Origin of the sequence: Amycolatopsis solani (assembly GCF_033441515.1) — a bacterium.
GTDB classification, from domain to species: Bacteria; Actinomycetota; Actinomycetes; order Mycobacteriales; family Pseudonocardiaceae; genus Amycolatopsis; species Amycolatopsis solani.
Genome location: NZ_JAWQJT010000001.1, coordinates 2519493 through 2537210 on the forward strand (window position 1 = coordinate 2519493; position 17718 = coordinate 2537210).

General features: G+C 61.1%; 15 protein-coding genes. 6 read left to right on the forward strand and 9 right to left on the reverse strand.

Features of this window, described 5'->3' with window-relative positions:
* The first annotated feature begins 247 nt into the window (after nucleotides 1–247).
* A complete protein-coding gene (locus SD460_RS12515) occupies nucleotides 248–3010 on the forward strand; it encodes an nSTAND1 domain-containing NTPase (RefSeq protein WP_290050317.1) in 2763 nt (920 codons plus the stop codon).
* Complete coding sequence (locus SD460_RS12520; RefSeq protein ID WP_290050319.1) at nucleotides 3007–4131, forward strand: WD40 repeat domain-containing protein; 1125 nt, start codon at nucleotides 3007–3009, stop codon at nucleotides 4129–4131. The genes SD460_RS12515 and SD460_RS12520 overlap by 4 nt, the downstream gene beginning before the upstream one ends.
* On the opposite strand, the gene SD460_RS12525 is transcribed toward SD460_RS12520, so the two are convergent.
* From SD460_RS12525 to SD460_RS12535, 3 genes are all read right to left on the reverse strand, one after another.
* On the reverse strand, nucleotides 4128–4496 hold the full coding sequence (locus tag SD460_RS12525; RefSeq protein WP_290050321.1) for an integrase core domain-containing protein: 369 nt from the start codon (nucleotides 4494–4496) through the stop codon (nucleotides 4128–4130). The two genes, SD460_RS12520 and SD460_RS12525, sit on opposite strands and share 4 nt — an antisense overlap.
* Nucleotides 4486–5586, reverse strand: coding sequence for an IS110 family RNA-guided transposase (locus SD460_RS12530; protein ID WP_290050323.1), 1101 nt, complete (start codon nucleotides 5584–5586; stop codon nucleotides 4486–4488). Before SD460_RS12530 ends, SD460_RS12525 begins: the two co-directional genes overlap by 11 nt.
* A 188-nt stretch (nucleotides 5587–5774) precedes the next feature.
* On the reverse strand, nucleotides 5775–6587 hold the full coding sequence (locus SD460_RS12535) for a helix-turn-helix domain-containing protein (RefSeq protein ID WP_290050324.1): 813 nt from the start codon (nucleotides 6585–6587) through the stop codon (nucleotides 5775–5777).
* Between the two features lie 344 nt (nucleotides 6588–6931).
* Here SD460_RS12535 and SD460_RS12540 point away from each other — a divergent pair, with 344 nt between their 5' ends.
* From SD460_RS12540 to SD460_RS12555, 4 genes are all read left to right on the forward strand, one after another.
* A complete protein-coding gene (locus SD460_RS12540) occupies nucleotides 6932–8116 on the forward strand; it encodes a glycosyltransferase (RefSeq protein WP_290050326.1) in 1185 nt (394 codons plus the stop codon).
* Complete coding sequence (locus SD460_RS12545; protein ID WP_290050328.1) at nucleotides 8113–9300, forward strand: glycosyltransferase; 1188 nt, start codon at nucleotides 8113–8115, stop codon at nucleotides 9298–9300. Before SD460_RS12540 ends, SD460_RS12545 begins: the two co-directional genes overlap by 4 nt.
* Before the next feature lie 143 nt (nucleotides 9301–9443).
* The gene (locus SD460_RS12550; RefSeq protein WP_318306177.1) at nucleotides 9444–9992 is read left to right on the forward strand and encodes a polysaccharide deacetylase family protein; all 549 of its coding nucleotides are present in this window, start codon (nucleotides 9444–9446) and stop codon (nucleotides 9990–9992) included.
* 332 nt (nucleotides 9993–10324) lie between these two features.
* Nucleotides 10325–11041 carry a hypothetical protein gene (locus SD460_RS12555; protein WP_290050331.1) on the forward strand — a complete coding sequence of 239 codons (717 nt, stop codon included), beginning with the start codon at nucleotides 10325–10327 and terminating at the stop codon, nucleotides 11039–11041.
* Here SD460_RS12555 and SD460_RS12560 read toward each other — a convergent pair.
* From SD460_RS12560 to SD460_RS12585, 6 genes are all read right to left on the reverse strand, one after another.
* On the reverse strand, nucleotides 10989–11963 hold the full coding sequence (locus SD460_RS12560; protein ID WP_290050333.1) for a TRM11 family methyltransferase: 975 nt from the start codon (nucleotides 11961–11963) through the stop codon (nucleotides 10989–10991). The two genes, SD460_RS12555 and SD460_RS12560, sit on opposite strands and share 53 nt — an antisense overlap.
* A 75-nt stretch (nucleotides 11964–12038) precedes the next feature.
* Nucleotides 12039–13067: a GNAT family N-acetyltransferase gene (locus SD460_RS12565; protein ID WP_290050335.1), complete on the reverse strand. Its 1029-nt coding sequence runs from the start codon at nucleotides 13065–13067 to the stop codon at nucleotides 12039–12041.
* Nucleotides 13060–13830, reverse strand: coding sequence for a glycosyltransferase family 2 protein (locus SD460_RS12570; RefSeq protein WP_290050337.1), 771 nt, complete (start codon nucleotides 13828–13830; stop codon nucleotides 13060–13062). Before SD460_RS12570 ends, SD460_RS12565 begins: the two co-directional genes overlap by 8 nt.
* Before the next feature lie 57 nt (nucleotides 13831–13887).
* The gene (locus SD460_RS12575) at nucleotides 13888–14937 is read right to left on the reverse strand and encodes a radical SAM protein (RefSeq protein WP_290050339.1); all 1050 of its coding nucleotides are present in this window, start codon (nucleotides 14935–14937) and stop codon (nucleotides 13888–13890) included.
* Complete coding sequence (locus tag SD460_RS12580; protein ID WP_290050340.1) at nucleotides 14934–15911, reverse strand: aldo/keto reductase; 978 nt, start codon at nucleotides 15909–15911, stop codon at nucleotides 14934–14936. Before SD460_RS12580 ends, SD460_RS12575 begins: the two co-directional genes overlap by 4 nt.
* Nucleotides 15911–17551: a carbamoyltransferase C-terminal domain-containing protein gene (locus SD460_RS12585; RefSeq protein WP_290050341.1), complete on the reverse strand. Its 1641-nt coding sequence runs from the start codon at nucleotides 17549–17551 to the stop codon at nucleotides 15911–15913. Before SD460_RS12585 ends, SD460_RS12580 begins: the two co-directional genes overlap by 1 nt.
* Nucleotides 17552–17718: the final 167 nt, after the last annotated feature.

Below are 17718 nucleotides of genomic sequence, written 5' to 3' on the forward strand. Positions count from 1 at the left end.
GCGAGCCAGATCATCCGGCTGATCAACGAGCCGAAGAGAGGTGGTCCTGCGGTCATTAGCGCTGCTACAAGCCAATTGTTCATGGGATCTCCGATGGTCGCGTCTTGCCTGGTGGAGACCATGTGACCTGTCTGCCTTTCTGGCTGGCGAGAACCCCAGACGGCTTCCAGACAGCTGCTCGCTCACCGCCCGCTGGGCAGGCGTTCGCCGTAGGCTTAGAGACATGCCTGGATCTGAAGGAGCCGGCGTGCAGCCCAACAGCGACGACTCCGTCTGGGAGGCGTTCGCAAGGCAGTTACAGGAGCTGCACGCCACAGCCGGGGCGCCGTCGATGCGCGAGTTAGCGCGGCTGTTCAGCAAGGTCGGGAAGCCGTACGACCATCGCACGATCAACGAACTCCTGAATGGAAAGCGACCACCAAATTGGGAGTTCGTCAAGACCTTCGTGCTCGCCTGCGCACGCCACACCGGTGACAACAACCCCAACCTCGCGTCTTGGCAAGCTCGGCACACCAAGATGCAGCAAGACCTCGTCGCCATGCGCCCGCGCCGCCGGGCGGACACGCAGGAATGCCCCTACCGCGGACTAGAAATCTTTGCCACGGAGCATGCTCGTTGGTTCCATGGGCGAGCCGCCGCAATCCGTGCGGTGCTGGCCGGGCTGGACAACGATTCCCACGCCACACTGCTACTAGGCCCATCTGGCGCCGGAAAATCCTCCCTTATGCGGGCTGGCGTGCTGCCCGCACTCGCCGACGGCGCGATCCCCGGCAGCGACAGCTGGCGGACCATCATCACCCGACCCGGCCAAGATTTACTTGAGGACTTCCGCGGCGATCGACCCACCCCGGCTCCGACCGACGAATCGATTAGGAGTGCGATCGAGAGCCGCCTAAGTGGCCAGTCACCCAGCACTCGACTACTGCTGGTCGTAGACCAGTTCGAGGAAATGCTGACACCGTCCGAAACCGACAAGCACGCCCTACAGTCGGCAATTGACGAGATCACCGCACTCATCGCCACCGCCCAACTCACCATCGTGCTGGTAATGCGAGACGACTTCTACCCCCGCCTAGCCGCCCACGCGCCGGACCTGCTGGAACTGCTGAAACCTGGCTTGGTCAACATTCCAGCAACGTTGAGCCTGGAGGAACTGCGTGACATCATCGTCAAACCGGCCGACCTGGCTGGCCTGCGCCATGAAGATAACCTGCCAGAGCGAATTATTAGCGACGTACTAGCCGTCGACCGAACCACAGCAACCACCAGCCAAGCGCCGGTCACCGTTCTGCCCTTACTTGAGCTGACTTTGCAGCAACTGTGGCATCGACGCTCAGGCAGCATTATGACCCACGACGCCTACCGACGGATTGGCGCTGTCGCGGGCGCCGTGACTACGTGGTGCGACAACGTGATCGAGAGGCTGTCACCGACACAACGGCATACTGCGCAACGGATCTTGACTGCCCTGGTACGCCCAGCCGACGAGGAACGCCACATTCCGGCGGTCCGGCAGCAGTTGCCAATCGTAGTCCTGCACGAGCTAGCGGCGCCCGACCAGAAGGTCGCCAGAGCAGATGGGATCGACGACCAATTGCCCGACGATGTCCTCGACATGTTGACTACCAACCGGATCATTACGGCCCGCCACACCCACGCCCATGGCGACACAGAGCGGGGCAGGACTCCGGTAGCTGAACTGGTCCACGACGCCCTGATCCACAACTGGGTTACCTTGCGCATCTGGATTAGCGAAGACCATCGATTCCAGGACTGGCTACGCCGTGCCCGTGAACACCAAAGCAATTGGACGCAACGCCGTGACCCTGACGACCTGTTGCACGGCACCGACCTAGCCGAAGGGCTGGACTGGTCGACGCAGCGTTCGGTGCCTCGGGATATCACAGCGTACGTGCGTGCGAGCCGCAGCCACCAACAGTCCCGGATGCGCCGCCTGCGTCTAAACAACATCGCCCTGATCACATTGGTCGTTGTCTCCCTTACAGCCACTGCGATCGCCTGGACACAACGACAGTCTGCGGTGGCTGCGCAGGCCGTGGCGTTGTCACGCCAGCTCGCCTCCGCGTCGAACGCGCTGCTTGACAGCGACCCCGACACGGCTTCGCTTCTCGCTGTTCAGGCTTACCGGACCAGCGACACAAACCAAGCCGTCGCCAGCCTCTACGCTGCCGCCGCGTTACCACTGCGCCACCGACTCATTGGGCACACCAACGATGTGAACTCGGTAGCGTTCAGCCCAGACGGGCGCATCGTCGCCAGCGCCGGCGGCGACAACACGGTTCGGCTGTGGGAGACCAAGAGCGGCAAACCTGTTGCGACCTTTGTCGGCCATAGCGGTGCTGTGACCGATGTCGCGTTCAGTCCAGACGGACACGTCCTCGCCAGCAGCAGCTCCGACGACACGCTGCGGTTGTGGAAAATCTCGACCGGTGACACCACGGTCATCCTGGCCGGTCACACCGGCCCCGTGGAATCGGTAGCGTTCAGTCCGGACGGACGCATCGTCGCCAGCGTCAGCACTGACAACACGATTCGAATTTGGGAGACCGAGACCGGCAAGCCTCGCGCCACCTGGTCTGACCATCGTTACGGCGGCATTTTGAACAGCGTCGCGTTCAGCCCCGACGGACGCACCCTCGTCACTGGCGGTGGCGACACCCGACTGTGGGATGTTGCCACCGGGCAATCCCGCGCATTTCCCGGTACTGGCGCCGGCGTGACAGTGGGTACGCCGGTGGCATTCAGTCCCGACGGAAGGACGTTAGCAGGCACGCCCAACATCGAAACCGTGCGGCTGTGGGACGTCGCGACGGGGCAGACTCACGCCGACCTCACCGGCCAAGCCGTCATGGTGAGATCTGTAGCATTCAGTCCCGACGGGCGCACCCTCGCCAGTACCAGCAGCGACAACAGGGTCTTGATGTGGGACACGGCCACTGGGAGATCCCTTGCCAGCCTCACAGGCCACAAGGGCGTAATCACCCTGTGACCTTCAGTCCCGACGGCCGCACTCTCGCCACTGCCAGCAGCGACCGCACGATCCGGCTCTGGGACGTGGCCACCGGCCGGACACGCACCACCCTCACCGGTCACGACACGACAGTGTCATCCGTAGGATTCAGCACCGACGGGCACACAGTCGCCAGCATCGACAGCCTTAGCACGGCGCGTCTGTGGGACGCCGCTACGGGGCAACCCCGCGCCACGCTTACCAGCGACGCCAGCCGAAATGTTTGGGATCCTCCATCGGCACTCGGTCCTGACGGTCACAGCCTTGCCACCATCGACAGCAAACGCACAGTATTGGTGCAAGACATTCCCACAGGGAAGATCCTTGCCGACCTAAGCGACCATGACGCGCCTCTCGGCGCGCTAGCGTTCAGCCCTGACGGGCAAACCTTCGCTGCTGCAGCCCGTCCCCGGTACGTAGGCGAGGACAAGACCGGCCGCGATTACATGGTTCGACTGTGGGACACCCACACCGGCAAGATCCGCGCCAGACTCACCGGCCACACCGACGACGTGATATCACTCGCGTTCAGCCGTAATGCCCGCATCCTCGCCAGCGCCGGCATAGACCGCACGATCCGGCTCCGGGACGTGGCCACCGGCCAGACACGCGTTACCCTCACTGGCCACACCGGTGTAGTCACATCGCTCGCGTTCAGTCCGGACGGCCGTACCCTCGCCAGCGCCAGTGACGACAACACTGTTCGAATGTGGGACGTCGCCACCGGAACCACTCGCTTATCCGTCCCATTCTACAACGCCGTCGGCCATTCGCTCGTTTTCAGCTGGGACGGCCACACCCTCGCCAGCGCCGACAACGACCGCACGATCCGGCTCTGGGACGTGGCCACCGGCCAGACACGCGTTACCCTCACTGGCCACACCGGTGTAGTCACATCGCTCGCGTTCAGCCCGGACGGCCATACCCTCGCCAGCGGAAGTACCGACCGCACGGTTCGACTATGGGAAATCTCGTTACCTGACGTGCAGAGCGGGATTGAAAAGATCTGTCGCACTGTGAACCGGGGTTTCACCGAGCAGGAAAAAGCAACATACCTGCAAGGTAGCGCTATCTCAGTGCAAGCACCCTGCTCTCACTAAGCTATGACATTGCCGACCGATTCGTCCCTCGACCCCCATCCCAGGGTGTCAACGACCAGAGGCAGCAGCACACCCGTTATCCACGTAGGCCTGTGCTGCGCCGCGATGACGTCACTGGCGCTCGAACGGTGCAGTCCGTCACGCCCGGCCACACCACACTGGGTCTTCTGTAGGAGCCTCTCATACGGGGTCTGGCCGGCCAGGCCGCCGTGGGGGCGGTGGTAGTTGTAGTAGTCCTCCCAGTCCTTGAGCTTGTCGTTGAAGGCGCCGATGTCGCCGAGGACGATACCGTCGAGCAGGCGGTAGAACTCCTCGGCGTCGATGCGGTGGGAACGCTCGATGCTCCTATGTTCGTCAAGCGGCATTGGGGTGCGGTGGTTGTGGGTGGGGTGTTGTTCGAGGAAGGTGGGCGTAGATCTCGCGGGCGATGTAGCGCTTGAGGCAGCGGATGATCTCGCGTTTGCTGAGTCCTTCGGCTGTCCGTCGTTCGACGTAGTCACGGGTGGGTTGATGGCGGCGCATCCGGACGATGGTCACGATGTAGAGGGCGCTGTTGGCCGCGCGATCACCGCTGCGGCTGAGGCGATGGCGTCCGGTGGTGCGGCCGCTGCTGGCTGGTTGCGGGGCGACCCCGCAGAGTTTGGCGAAGGCGGCCTCGCTGCGGATGCGGTCAGCGTTGTCGCCGGCGGTCACGAGGAACTGCCCGGCCAGCTCGATCCCGACGCCGTGAAGCTCGACCAGTTCCGGGACCGTGGCGCGGACCAGCGCTTCGATCTGCTTGTCGAGGGTTTTGATTTCCTCGTCCAAGGTCTTCCACCGGTGGGCGAGATCACGCAGTGCCGTGGTCACTCCGGCCGTGAGCAGCCGTGCGGGCGCGTCGATGAGGGTGAGGACGTCATCGGTCTCGGGATGCAACAGCAGACATCGGTTGATCAAGGTCCTCTTGGTCAGTGTCACCAGGTCGTCACGTAAGGGCGAGGGTGCGCCGATCATCACTCCCCACAGGGTGTTCAAGGTTTGGGTCCGGGTCTTGACCGCGCTGGAACGGGTGATCCGGAGGGTGCGGATCACCTCGACGATGCCGGACTTGGCCTTCGGGGTTGCGGTCGAGGTCTGGCCCAGGACAGCGCGGGCGATCTGCTCGGCGTCCAGGCGGTCGGACTTGCCGTCCATCCGCCGGGCCAGGAGGTTTGGCCGGTTGACCTCGATAACCCGGACATTGGCGGTGGTGAGGAACCTGCTCAGGGTGGCCCCGAATGACCCGGTGCTTTCGACACCGACCGCGGCGACGACACGGTGGCTTGTGATCCAGTCCAGCAACTGGGCGTAGCCGCGGTCGCGTGCAGGGAACTCGCGGTGTCCGAGGAGCCGGCCGTGCTCATCGACCACGGCTGCGTAGTGGGTGTGCTTGTGGGTGTCGACACCGCCGATGACACGGGTGGTAGAAGTTGTCATGCTGGAACTCGCTCCTCCGGTGTGTTCGCGCTGGCGGATGGGCGAACCGACCGGACGGGCGACAGGTCTGTGACGGGGCTTCTGATCCAAGCTCCTATCAGGTCAGACCCGTCTGGCCGGTGCGCATACGGTGCTGCGCCCGAGCGGGCCGACAAATCGAACGCAGGACACCACGAACTACCCGTGGGTCACACCTTGGCCGGGGTCAGACCAGCTCGGCGCAGCACCAGGCCCCAGTCTTCACAGACCTTGCCGTTGAGCCGCGGCGTGGCGGGCCTGATGTAGACGTGGCCGATGCCTTGGTCGACCAGGTGCCAGTGGAACGCTGACTGGAACTCGGCGCCGTTGTCGGTCTGGATCTTCTCGACCTGGCACGGCAGCCGGGACAGCACGTAGTCGGTGAACTGGATCTCGGGCTTCTGATCGGCGCGGGGGTAGATGCGCGGGATCCGCAGGCGGGTGCAGTCGTCGATGGCGGTGTACTGGTAGTACCGCTTCTTCCGGCCGGCGTCGGCGGTGATCGGCTCGACGAACTTGACGTCGATCTGCACCTGGTGGCCGGGGCGCTGCTTCTCATACCGCTTCCACCGCTGCTGGTGGCGTTTGTAGCGCTGAGACGCTGGCAGCCGGCTCATGCCCAGGCGTTTGAGGATGCGGTAGATCGTGGAGTGGCCGATCTCCTGGTCGTGGTAGCGGCGCAGGTACATCTCGATCTTCAGCGGGCCGAAGTGGTAGTGCTGCCGCAGATGGATGATCTTCTCGACCACCTCGGGCGGGGTGATGGTCGGGCAGTGCAACGGGGCGCTCGAGCGGTCCTTCAACCCGTCGAGGCCCTCGTCCTCGTAGCGGCGTTTCCACCGGTAGAACACGGTGCGGCCTATGCCGTAGTAGCGGCAGGTCGCCGCGACGTTGCCGCTGATCTCTTCGGCGTGACGCAGGACGGCCAGGCGCCGGTTCGCGCGCCTGACCAGGCCCTTCTCACTCCACACTCGCTCAGCCATGGGCCTCCCTTGATCAGGAACTCAGACTGTCAACAACCTCTGTCAGTTTTAGAGCGAGCTCGATGCCATCGAACTGGAACTGCTCATGACACATCGAAGGCGACGCCAGGACGTCCTCGCTTCTGATCGGTACCTGGAATCAAGATGTCCACCCCAGGGCGCAACTCTACGTATGTATTGTGGTCGCTGAACGCGAGCGTGGTTTGCAGGCCGCCCCCAATGTCGTACCCTGGGAAGTCGGGAAGAGTGGGAATAAGTCGAGGATGAGGACGCTGACCGCCCCACGTTCCCGAATCGCTTGCAGCGGCGTTGTGGGGCCCGAGCTCTCCTCCGACGCTCAGCAGGTGCTCGACGCGGACGAAGTGACTGGATGGCCACCACTTGCGCAGCGAAGGGAGTTTCACTCGTTGGACATCCGACGACTGGGCCAATACGGGGGGATCGCGCTCTTCGCCACCGGAGTAGTACTTCCGGTCATCTGGCCTCGGTTAAAGGAACGGAACTTAGCTGCTCGCCAAGGTCAACAACCGAGCATCGAAATCATCATACCCGCTTACCTCGAGCATTCCACTATCGGCGTCAAGATACTGGACTGTGTCCACGAGCTCGAGCATTACTCAGGCGAAGCTGCAATCACAGTCGTGGCGAGCGACGTCCAGACCGCGAGCGCTGCCAACCGCGCATGGCCAAACGTACGCGTCATCGACACGGCTAGGGACGGCAAGGCTACCGCGATCAACGCGGCAGTCAAAGCCTCACGCGCCGACGTATGCATCGTCACGGACGCAAATTGCAAGATCCGGCCCAACGGATGGCTCAGCCAGACGACGGAAGACCTCCGGTCGGTTGATCTGGTCTCCTGCCACAAGGTAGAGCTTGCGAGCCAGGACCGCTTCTTCTGGCTGTATGAGCGCATCCTCAAAACGCGACCGACCGTATCGACCGCGAATCCCACCCTTGCCATTGTCGGCGAGTACCTCGCCTTCAGGCGCCTCAACTACCGGCCGATCTCGCCCAATGCAATCTGCGATGACATCTCAATCGCGATCGACTTTGCCGAACGAGGCCTTATCCCCGGCGTATCCCGACGAATTTACTCCGAGGAGCCGGCGCCAGCGCCCGCCGACCACTGGGAGCGGAGAGTGAGGATCGCGCACGGCCTCATCTCGACTGCCCTCCCACAACTACCGGCGCTGTTTCGAAGCCGCCTCGGACGCCAATTCTTCGCACACAAACTATGGCGCGTCACTGTCGGCAATTTCGGCTACTGGATGTGGCTAATACTCGGAAGCAGCCGAGGCTCGAAACTGTGCGTCTCGATGGCAGCAACCACAGTGTACGCGACATTGCGATACTCGGGTCAGCTCAGACCTGACGTCCGACCGAGTCCGCTTCTTGCGCCCATTGCAATGCAGACCCTGCCTCCCCGCGCGATGGCTCGCATCGTCGCCAGCATGCTACATGACTGTCCAGGTCCCGTTCCGCATCGTTGTCCGAAGAACGCAGTCTGGCGGAAGGTGTCTCGGTGAACCGTCTGAAGCTCCGCGTCCTCCTGATCACTAAGCAGGTCGAAGTCCCGCCGCGCAGCGGCGGTGCCATCCGTGTTGATGCGTTGAAACGAACCCTCGACGAAACCGGCCGCTACGAAACTACTGTGATGGGGGTCGTGGGGTCCGGCCAGACGAGAAAACGGCACCGAGCCGGTGACACCCTCTCGAGCCTACCTACGCTCCTTCGATTCCTCCGCACCGCCAGTCTGAGCTGCATCCGCTGGTACCGCCCGCATGTCGCCAAGGCACTTGCGGCCGAGGTCAGGCGCTCCGACCTAGTTATCGTTGAGCACTCGCAATTGCTCCCATACCTACTCGGTGTCGGCCATCCCTTTCTTCTCGACATGCACAACGTCGAGCATACGTTGATGGATTCATACGCCGACTCCGCATCCAACATTATGCGACGATGTGCAGCAAGGTACGAGAGCTGGCAGCTTCGGCGACTCGAACGTACCGGTGCCCTCGCTGCGGATGCCACGTTCGTGGTGAGCGATCACGACGCCCAACTGCTGAACCGGCTCACAGGTCGGGCGTCGAGTGGGCACACAGTCGTGGCGCGGAATGGAACAAATCACTCCAACCTGGAAGTCGAGCTCGTCGACCGTGAACAGACTGCCGTTTTTGTGGCGAACCTAGGGTGGAGACCGAACATCGATGCCGCACGGTGGCTCGCGACCGTGGTGTGGCCCCTTGTGGTCGCTGAGATTCCGTCCGTCCGCCTCCAGCTGATTGGGCGACACCCGTCGGACGAGGTGCTCCGACTCGCGGGCGACAGCATCGAAGTCGTCGCCGATGTCGTGTCCGTCGTCCCGTTCATCTCTACGACAGCGGTGGCAACTGCACCACTGCTAGCCGCAGGTGGTACCCGGCTGAAGATCGTCGAAGCCTTGTCACTTGGCACGCCGGTCGTCGCGACGCGACTGGGCGCGCTCGGGCTTGAGGACCTCACCTCAGACTTTTTCACCGTTTGCGATGAACCGACCGAGTTCGCAGCTGCCCTCGCGCGGCACCTTCAGTACCCACACGCCAACATCGTGGCGCGTGCCAGCGTGGCAACCTTGACCTGGGACGAAACTCTCGCCCCCGTCGTCGAAGTCGTCGGCCGCACCTCGGTTCGATCCCGCACCGACGAGGCTGCCGCCCGAAGTAGTCGCGAGTGACTGCCAGCGACCGCATCAAAGAGGCCTTGACTAACTCCGTCCGCCGCCGCTCCGCTGGCCGGCGGGTCTTCGTACTTCACGCGTTGGGAACTTCGCAGGCACCTGGGTTCACGTCAATAGCGCGCGCGAACGATCATCTCGAAATGGCGACGTCGCTCGGAATCCACGTTGACATACACCTCGACGATGCCTACGCTTCGGCGTTGCCGTTCGGTGCAGACCTCCTCGCCCGGGGCTATCAAGTCTCGATCGCCCTCCCGACGGGCCTGCTAACGGGAGATCGTCTTGAGGGACTGCTGGACGCACCGTTAGCAACGGTTTCGGAGATCGAGGACTTCGTGCATCTCGGCGGAACTCTCGTCCCGCATGGCCATCTTCACCTACGCAACGCCCTTCACAATCGTAGAGAACTTGTGCAGGACGCACTCCGGGCGGTCCGACTGGTCCGTGACTTGACTGGACGGGATCCCGACGAGTTCGTCGCACCTTACGGACGGATTTCGCGACCGGTATTACGACAACTTCGGGACGCCGGAATCGGCACGGTGCACCTCCTGAGCCATCTTTCGTCGTTGTCGTTCATGTCGCCGACCCTGAGCGGTCGATACTGCATCGAGAACTCCACTACACGGACGGCGGAAGAGTTCCTGCTGGCACCGGTGAACGACTTCCGACTGCGTCCGAGCCGATGAACGGCCAGCTGACCTCTGCTCGCGGGGTAAACGTTCCATGGATAACCGATGACGGGACCCCTTGCTATGAGGGGTACCGCGAAGCTTTCGTCTGTGCGCGTAGGCAGGGTTTTGAGCTCTGCAGAGTGTGGGCCGCGCCCTGGGAGGTCGACCGAGGCGTTGATGTCCATGACTACATACAGAACCGCGTGGCGCATTTCGCGAGGCTTGCTCGCGAGGCGACGAGGGCGGGCGTGCTCTTGATGCCATGCATCCACAGCCATGTCGAATTTCTTAACGCGAGTATCACCCGTGAGGTCGTAGATCCTTCTCACGGTTGGGCTGGAAGTCCGTTGTCGGTCGAACGCGGTGGGCCGTTCGCATGTCCATCTGATTTCTTCGCAAGCGCTGAGATATCGGCCAATATCATCGATGGAGTTCTGGCATCACCAGACGCAGATGCTATCGCTGGTTTTGAGGCGATCAACGAGATCGACCAGCTAGATTCGTACCAGTTGCTCGGCGCGGTGCAGTGGTTCACATTACTTGCGCGCCAGTTCGACGTGCCGATCTTGGTATCAGCCGCTGAACCGTGGAATAGCATTCTGCTTGCCGCTGCCGCGGGGCAGCCCGTCGCAGCCTGTCATTTTCACGGATGGCCGCTGGGCGGCGCACGCGATGTGACGCAGGCGATTGAGCGCTTGGCTCGATCTGCTCGGGTATCAACGATCTGGACCGAGGTCAGCAACGATTCGCAGGCTCCGCCGCAAGACCGATACCAATGTGATCGCCTGACACTTACGTGTCAGGTCTTCTCGGAACACAGCCACCGCCCGGCGTACCCATGGTGGTGGCTTGAGGCGAACGCATTGTCGAGAGTCACGAGGATGCCTCAGCCGCCAGACGTCACTCAATTGAGTTCCACCTTCAGACGAAATTTCTGGCGACCTGCAGCGTGGGCCCGGCTCGCTCGGTGCGTATTGCTGCTGTGGGCACCCCCCGTCGCCGCTCTCTACTTCAAGATCGCGCGGGCCATGATCCGCAGACGGCTGCCGCCGGGTGACCGTTGATGAGTAATGGAGCGGACCTCTCTATCTCGACGTCTAGGCGCGAAAGCGCCTCGATCAGCGCCGACTCGTTGGTACGGTTCACCAGCACCACCAGCGAACCGCCACCTGGTGACCGGCACGACGCCGTCGACTGCCACCATTTGGAGGTGAAATCGGCGTAAGGCATGCCGACTTCCTCGTATTCACCCCACGGCGGATCCGTGATGATTTTGTTGACGTTCTTGACTGGCGGTGCGCCCGCGAGCACGTCGATGTGGAAACTCCGAAGGTTGCGGAGCCGCAATTTCGCGCTCGCATCGTTATGCTCGGCGTCGTTGTAGACGAGCTCCCTGTACTTCCATCGCGCTCGCGCCTCCAAGATGGCTCCTGAGCCGGCGAATGGATCGAAGACCACGTCTGAGGGGGTCGGGGACGATAGAGATGCGAGGAGCCATGCGATCTGTGGGGACAAGGCGCCTTTCGCGCCTTTGCCCTTACGTCCAAGATCCATCCGTCGTCCGAGTACCACGTCCGGCCAGTCACGTCGCCCGATGACCCAGAACTCCGACCCGCCTCCCCTGGGTGTGAACTTCGCGCCTCGCCGCGCGAGCGCACGTTCCAAAGTACGTCGGGACGCCGGGCTCATTGGGGCTAGACGCCCGTCGAAGTGACACATTGTTCGGAACGTGCCAGAACGTGGAATCGAATTGTCCCCGAGCGCCTGAACTAGTTTCTCGACTGACCCGTCGATGGACTTCCTCTTGGTGACGACTAAGATCTCGAACACGTTGTTGGCGAACAGAAGTTGATCGGCGCTGAGCTCTTTCGGAGTGGTGAAAAGGACGCTGCTCTCATCGGAACGAACGATCGTCGCGTTATTGCCCTCCAGCACCTGTATCACGACACGATCGGCACCGGCCGGAAACATTGCTAGATACTTCACCGGACTCCTCTGACAAATTTTCGTGCAATGCGACGAGCTATAAGACTTGTGTCTATGCTATCACGTCTTTACGAGTTACCTATTTCCGGGCCTTAGAAGCGAAGCCAAGGCGGGGCGTAAGTTGCGAGCGCGCGCCAGTCGGGAATGCATCCAGGCGCTATCTCTCTCTTTGGCGAATGCGAGGTCTGTTAGTGGAATCTCTCGTGGCCCGAAAGCATGTTTATACTTTTCATTGCCGCGCAAGAAGCTGAACGTAGATATTTCAGTCGGAAGCGTGGCTAGTATTCGAAGGAGTAGGAGTATTCCTGGCGATTGTCGTCGATAATGTTCATTAAAGACGCTATACCAGAACGAGTACTCACCTCCGCCGACGAAGCCGAGATGCAGGGCGATCGGCCGGTCGTCCAAGTGTAGGGTGGATGAGCGGAGTAGTCCAAGCTGTGCCGCCTCAGATACCACGTGACGGAACCCTCTACGTTTAAATCGTGAAGTTGCGGCATACTTGGAGTCGATCTTCCAGCTGTCTGCTTCGATCATTGCGATTGTATCCAGAAGCGGCTTCACTTCCCCTGGTGTTATGATTTGGAGAAGCTCTTCTGTAATCGACCGGTTCACGTTTCGTTCTAGTGTCGCAAGTCGCCGCCGACGATGCATCGTTGGTAATCCAAAATACGGAAAGGCATCCGACCGATCGAGAACCAGTTCAACTTCGCGCGCCCCAAGGCTCCATTCATATCCTGCCCTGGTCACGGAGGCGCGATATGATTCGACTGTCGTCACGGGGACATGCGGCAGATAAATCGTGCCGTTCTTCGCGGACAATGCAATATCAAAGTACGTGGGCGGCAGTTGATCGTAATTGGGTGTGAACTTGTCCAAATTCCATGTCAGATCCCATAGGGAGAAGGCGAACTCGTGAGGGATCCAGATTCGACCCAAGATGAGATTCAGAGTCTGCCGAAGACCAGAAATGTGGGTTGGTGGGGCCGGTCTGCCCTTTCTTGTGTTGATGACCCGGAACCCGTCGTCAAGGCCCAGGGATGGTTGGCCGATGCAAATTCCGTACGCCAACGCGTCGGCGTAGTTCTGCTGGTCGTCAATCACCCGCCTGCCTCCGTTGATGAGCCATCATGCCCTGCATGTATCCTACGGAGTAGGTCGGTGGCGTCGGATAGACCATCCAACGAAATAAGCCGATTAGGGTTCTGCAAAGGCGAACGCGGCCGACAAGATCGCAGTCGACGAACCCGTCGGATTGACCTTGTGCGCGCCAGTTGAACGAGGCCTCGCTCTGTGGTAACAGGTGAGTCACTCGTAGATCGGGGAGCCACATGACGGCCGTCTTCGCGCTAGCTCGACGGTGAAGGTCGACGTCCTCGTTCCTCCCGCCGAAAATCGGTCGAAATCCGCCGAGCTCGTTGAAGAGTGCTCGACTGATGATCAAGTTCGCGCCGGCAGCGTGTTCTTGCGAAGACAAGGGCCTCATCACCGGACCGAAATCCTTCTTGCCGATCTGCTCACGAAGTCTGCCGGAGGACGGTGAGGTGCCATTGTCGTCGATCGCGCCTGCCCAGAAGGCGGCGGCCCCGTGCGCGGCGTGCTTGAGGGCCAGTCCCCACGTCTCCGCGATTGTTACGTCATCGTCAAGGAATGCCAGGAGGTCTCCGCTCGATCGGATTGCCAACTCATTACGCACATTCGCGGCCCCGCTTGAACCGGCCATGAACCACGTGACAACATCTGACCGGTCGGCGACGAAAGGGTCGGCACGTGCTGAGGGATCGTAACCGATCACTATTTCCGTAATGCAGGGGTAATCGGTGCGAAGTAGGTCGATATCTGCCACCAGTCTGGCGAGGAGATTCATCCGATCGCCGCGCGTTGGGATCAGAACTGAGACTGTTGCCGTCACTGATTAAGCCCGCTACTCTTCGCTTTGTAACTCCACGCATGTCCAGCAAGGGCTCGGCATTGTTCCGTCCACGAACGTGGCCCGGGTTTTCGTGAAGTAGTCGTTGGTCCACGGGTCGGGTTCATCTTTAATGTTACCGTAGAGGGGGCTAGGATTCATGACGCGTCCGCATGACCCGATGGCCCCTTTTGCGTCGAGGGCGATATTTCGATGGAAGAACTGGCAGCCGATGCCAACTTTCGCCTTCTTAATGATTCGTGGCTTGATTATTTCAGTGTCGCCGGCGCGATCTGGGAGCTGGGCGATCGCGTCGCGCACCGCGGGAGTATCGGTTAGAGTCGTCAGTCCTGGACCCTGGATGTTCATGTCGATGACGTTGTGGAGGTAGAGTCGATCCAGTTTAAGGTCGGCTCCGAGCTTCACATAGGTGTCCCAAGTAGCTACATTGTCTGGAGTACACACCTGACTTCCAGCGATTCGCATTGGACCGCGTAGGTGGCTCCGCTTCGAACCAGTGATGCGGCGGACGTTTTCGAGCACGCGATTGAAGCCTCTGGCGCCCGTGACGCCGTAGTGTTCTTCGGGTGTAGCGCCGTTGAGGCTTACGGACAGTTCTCGCAGATGCTGGCTTCGCTGCAGTGCTTCAGCGACTTCACCGGACAGCAGGTAGCCGTTACTGGTGACGTCGAAGAGCACGCGCCTCGAATTGAGTATCGCGAGCACATCCATAATCTGCGGGTGCATAAGCGGTTCGCCGACGCCTGTGAGACTCACGTGTGTCACCTCGGGGTAACGATTTAATGCGCCCTCGAGCACGTCTAGGGTCATCGCGTTCTCGATGATTTTCAGGTATTTGAAGCCGTCGACTTCAAGCGTCGTGTGGTGTGGGCACATCTGGCATCGGAGGTTGCAGTTGTCGGTTAGGTAGATCAGCAGCCAGGTGGGCCGGTTCGCTACCTCGGCGCCGCGTTCGGAACGACGATAGGCAATCGCATTTCGTACCTGCGCTGTATTGGGGCGGAGGCGGAGGGCCTGCACCGCCTTCGAGTCTCGCCTGATCATTCGTGTCGCTCCAAGTCTGTTACGAAGATCGACTCTAGTCGTTTCTCTACCTCGTCCGAGATTACTTCAGCCGTCTCCTGTGCGCGGAGATTGATGCGCAACTGCTCCACAGACGAAGCACCCAGGAGAACGGAGGAGACGCCTTCGCGACGCAGACACCAAGCGATCGCCAATTGAGACGGTTCGACGGCATGGTCACGTGCCAACTCGACGAACGTAGCTACTTCGTCGCGGGCGCCGTTAAGGAGTCGGTCTCGTTGCCACTCCATTCCTGTTTGGAAGGCGCGTTCCGTCCCGGATGTCTTCCCGGCGTACTTTCCTGTTAGCAGACCTGAAGCCAATGGGCTCCAGGTCACCAGTCCAAGCGCTGTGTCGCGATGGAGCGGCAAGTACTCTTGTACATATCGACTTCTCCACACGAGGTTCAGTTCGGGCTGCTCTACCGTCGGGGCCCTCAATCCGTACTTTTCAGCAAAGTCGATGGCGTCGCGGATTGATCCTGCGGGCCACTCGGACGTGCCCCAGTACATCGCTTTCCCTGAGGCGACGATGTCGGACATCGCGAATACAACTTCGTCAATAGGGGTGTGAGGGTCAGGTCGGTGACAGTAAAGTATGTCGATGTAGTCGGTGTTTAGTCGTCGAAGGCAACCGTCGACTGAACGCAGTAGGTACTTTCTGTTGAGGGTCTCTCCCCAGTTCACAACCGGTCGGATACCCCAATACAGCTTGGTCGCGAGGACGATGTCGTCCCGGTTCCACCCGATTTCGTCAAGCGACGCTGATATTTCCGACTCAGCCAAACCTGCGGCATACGCCTCGGCCGTGTCCACGTGATTGATTCCGGCCTCTTGTGCAGCCTGAAAAATCTCGACGGTGTGGGCGTGCCCGATGCTCTCGCCCACTGTCGCCCAAGTCCCTAGGCCGAGCGCGCTCACTTGCAAGCCTGATCGTCCGAGGAAGTTGTACTTCATCACCTCGAGGCCTTCCTCCCGAGAAAGAGTTTGCCGTCGCTGTAAACGTGAGGGACTCCGCCCCATCTAATAGCTTTTTCGACCGAGTCGAAGAAGCCGCGACCGTTTCGGTTGGCGCTGGTGTTGCACAGCACGGGCACGCCCGTTAGGGACTGGAACTCGGTGAGAATGATAAATATCAACGGATTCTGTTCCTCGTTGATGGTCTGGAGTCGTGCGGTCCCGTCGAGATGGACGATTGCCGGGATTAGTTCTCTGCCACGCTGATTCAACTTATGCTCGAAGACCATGTAAGGGTCTGGCGTCCCTGGTTCGAAGTAGTCTGGAGCATGTTTTTCTAGGCACAGGGGAGCGATGGGGCGGTACGGCTCACGGCCCTTGATGGCATTGAGCCGGTCGCGCATCTCGGGCCGTCGCGGATCAGCGAGGATGCTGCGGCCTCCGAGTGCTCGCGGGCCGACTTCTGCCGGTCCGTCGAGAACCATGACGGGATGTCCGTCAGCCAGAACGGCCGCGACGTTTGCTGGCGATGCTGGCGATCCCAGACGGCGAGTCTTCTTGAGAGTGGGCCCGCTGTGAACTCGCCAGTGTGTTGTGACCTCCCCGGTCATCGCCGCGCGCCCGGCGACAGCGGCACCGAACGCTACACCCGAGTCGTTTGGGAACGGAGGAACCCAGACGCTGTCGAAAGACCCGGACCGCCGGAGAGCGGCATTCCATTTGATGTTCAGTCCGGCGCCGCCGACCACGGAGAGGCGACTTCCTGCCCGTTCGGACGCGGGCAGAACTCGATCGAGCTGCATTCGGAGAGCTCTCTCGAGCGCAAAGTGAAGGCCAGCGAGGACGTCGGCGGGGCTCATGGTTTCTCGGTGGTTGTAATGGAGGTTCGCGAGTCTCCGGGCAAGGGCTGACGAGTCAGTGATACCAGCCATTTTAGAGGACTTCATGGCCGCGGACATCACGTCCGCGACCTTTGCGGCCGCAGGTTCCCCTTGCTCCTTCGCCGTTGCGATGAAGGCCATGACCTTACCCGCGACATCCAGTCGATCACGCGACGGCGCGTTCATCGAGTCCGGTCCGAACGGCGGCATCAACATCGCGGTCCTTGAGTAAACGTCTAACGCGATCGGGAACAGGGTGTCGATGAAACTTAAGCAGCTTCGTGTTTTCTCGAATAGCGCCGGCGCGACGCCGCCATCCCACACCAGTACATAGTCGCGTGCGGGCGACGGACCCGGCGCCGAGCCGAGGGCGGCGTAGACGTGGCTGATCACATGCGGCACCGAGACGGCCGCTCGTCCTAGAACGTCGCTTGGCACGAGTTCCGACTCTAAGTCGACGACCGTGCCGGGAGAGTACTCCGGCGCATACGGCGCGACCCGAATCCTCGGCCCATTCGGCAGTTGAAGGTAACCGTCTCTGTCGGTGAACCAGCCGTCAACCACCAACAAGTCAGGAGTGTCATCCAACGCTCCTCCAGCCTTGAGAAGCAGTTCGATGTCGGCCCGTCCCATGGCGCGAGCGAATCGCCGTCTGCCGAGCTTTTCGAGTTCGACGATCGTCGATGTGGTACTTCCCCTGGTTGCCGCAACGGAAGCATCGTGAGTCAGCTTGAGCCCAACGGTTAATGCTTCGGTCACGGAGAACGCCCTCGCAATGTCGGTTGGTTCCCGGTGCTCAGCGATGGGCCACCGTTCCATCCAGGCCCCGCTCACTAAGCTTCCGTTCCAGTGTAAGGTGCGCTCGCCTCCTAGTCGACATCGCTGAGCAGGCCGGCACGCTATGTTGCTGGCAGTCACCAACCTGT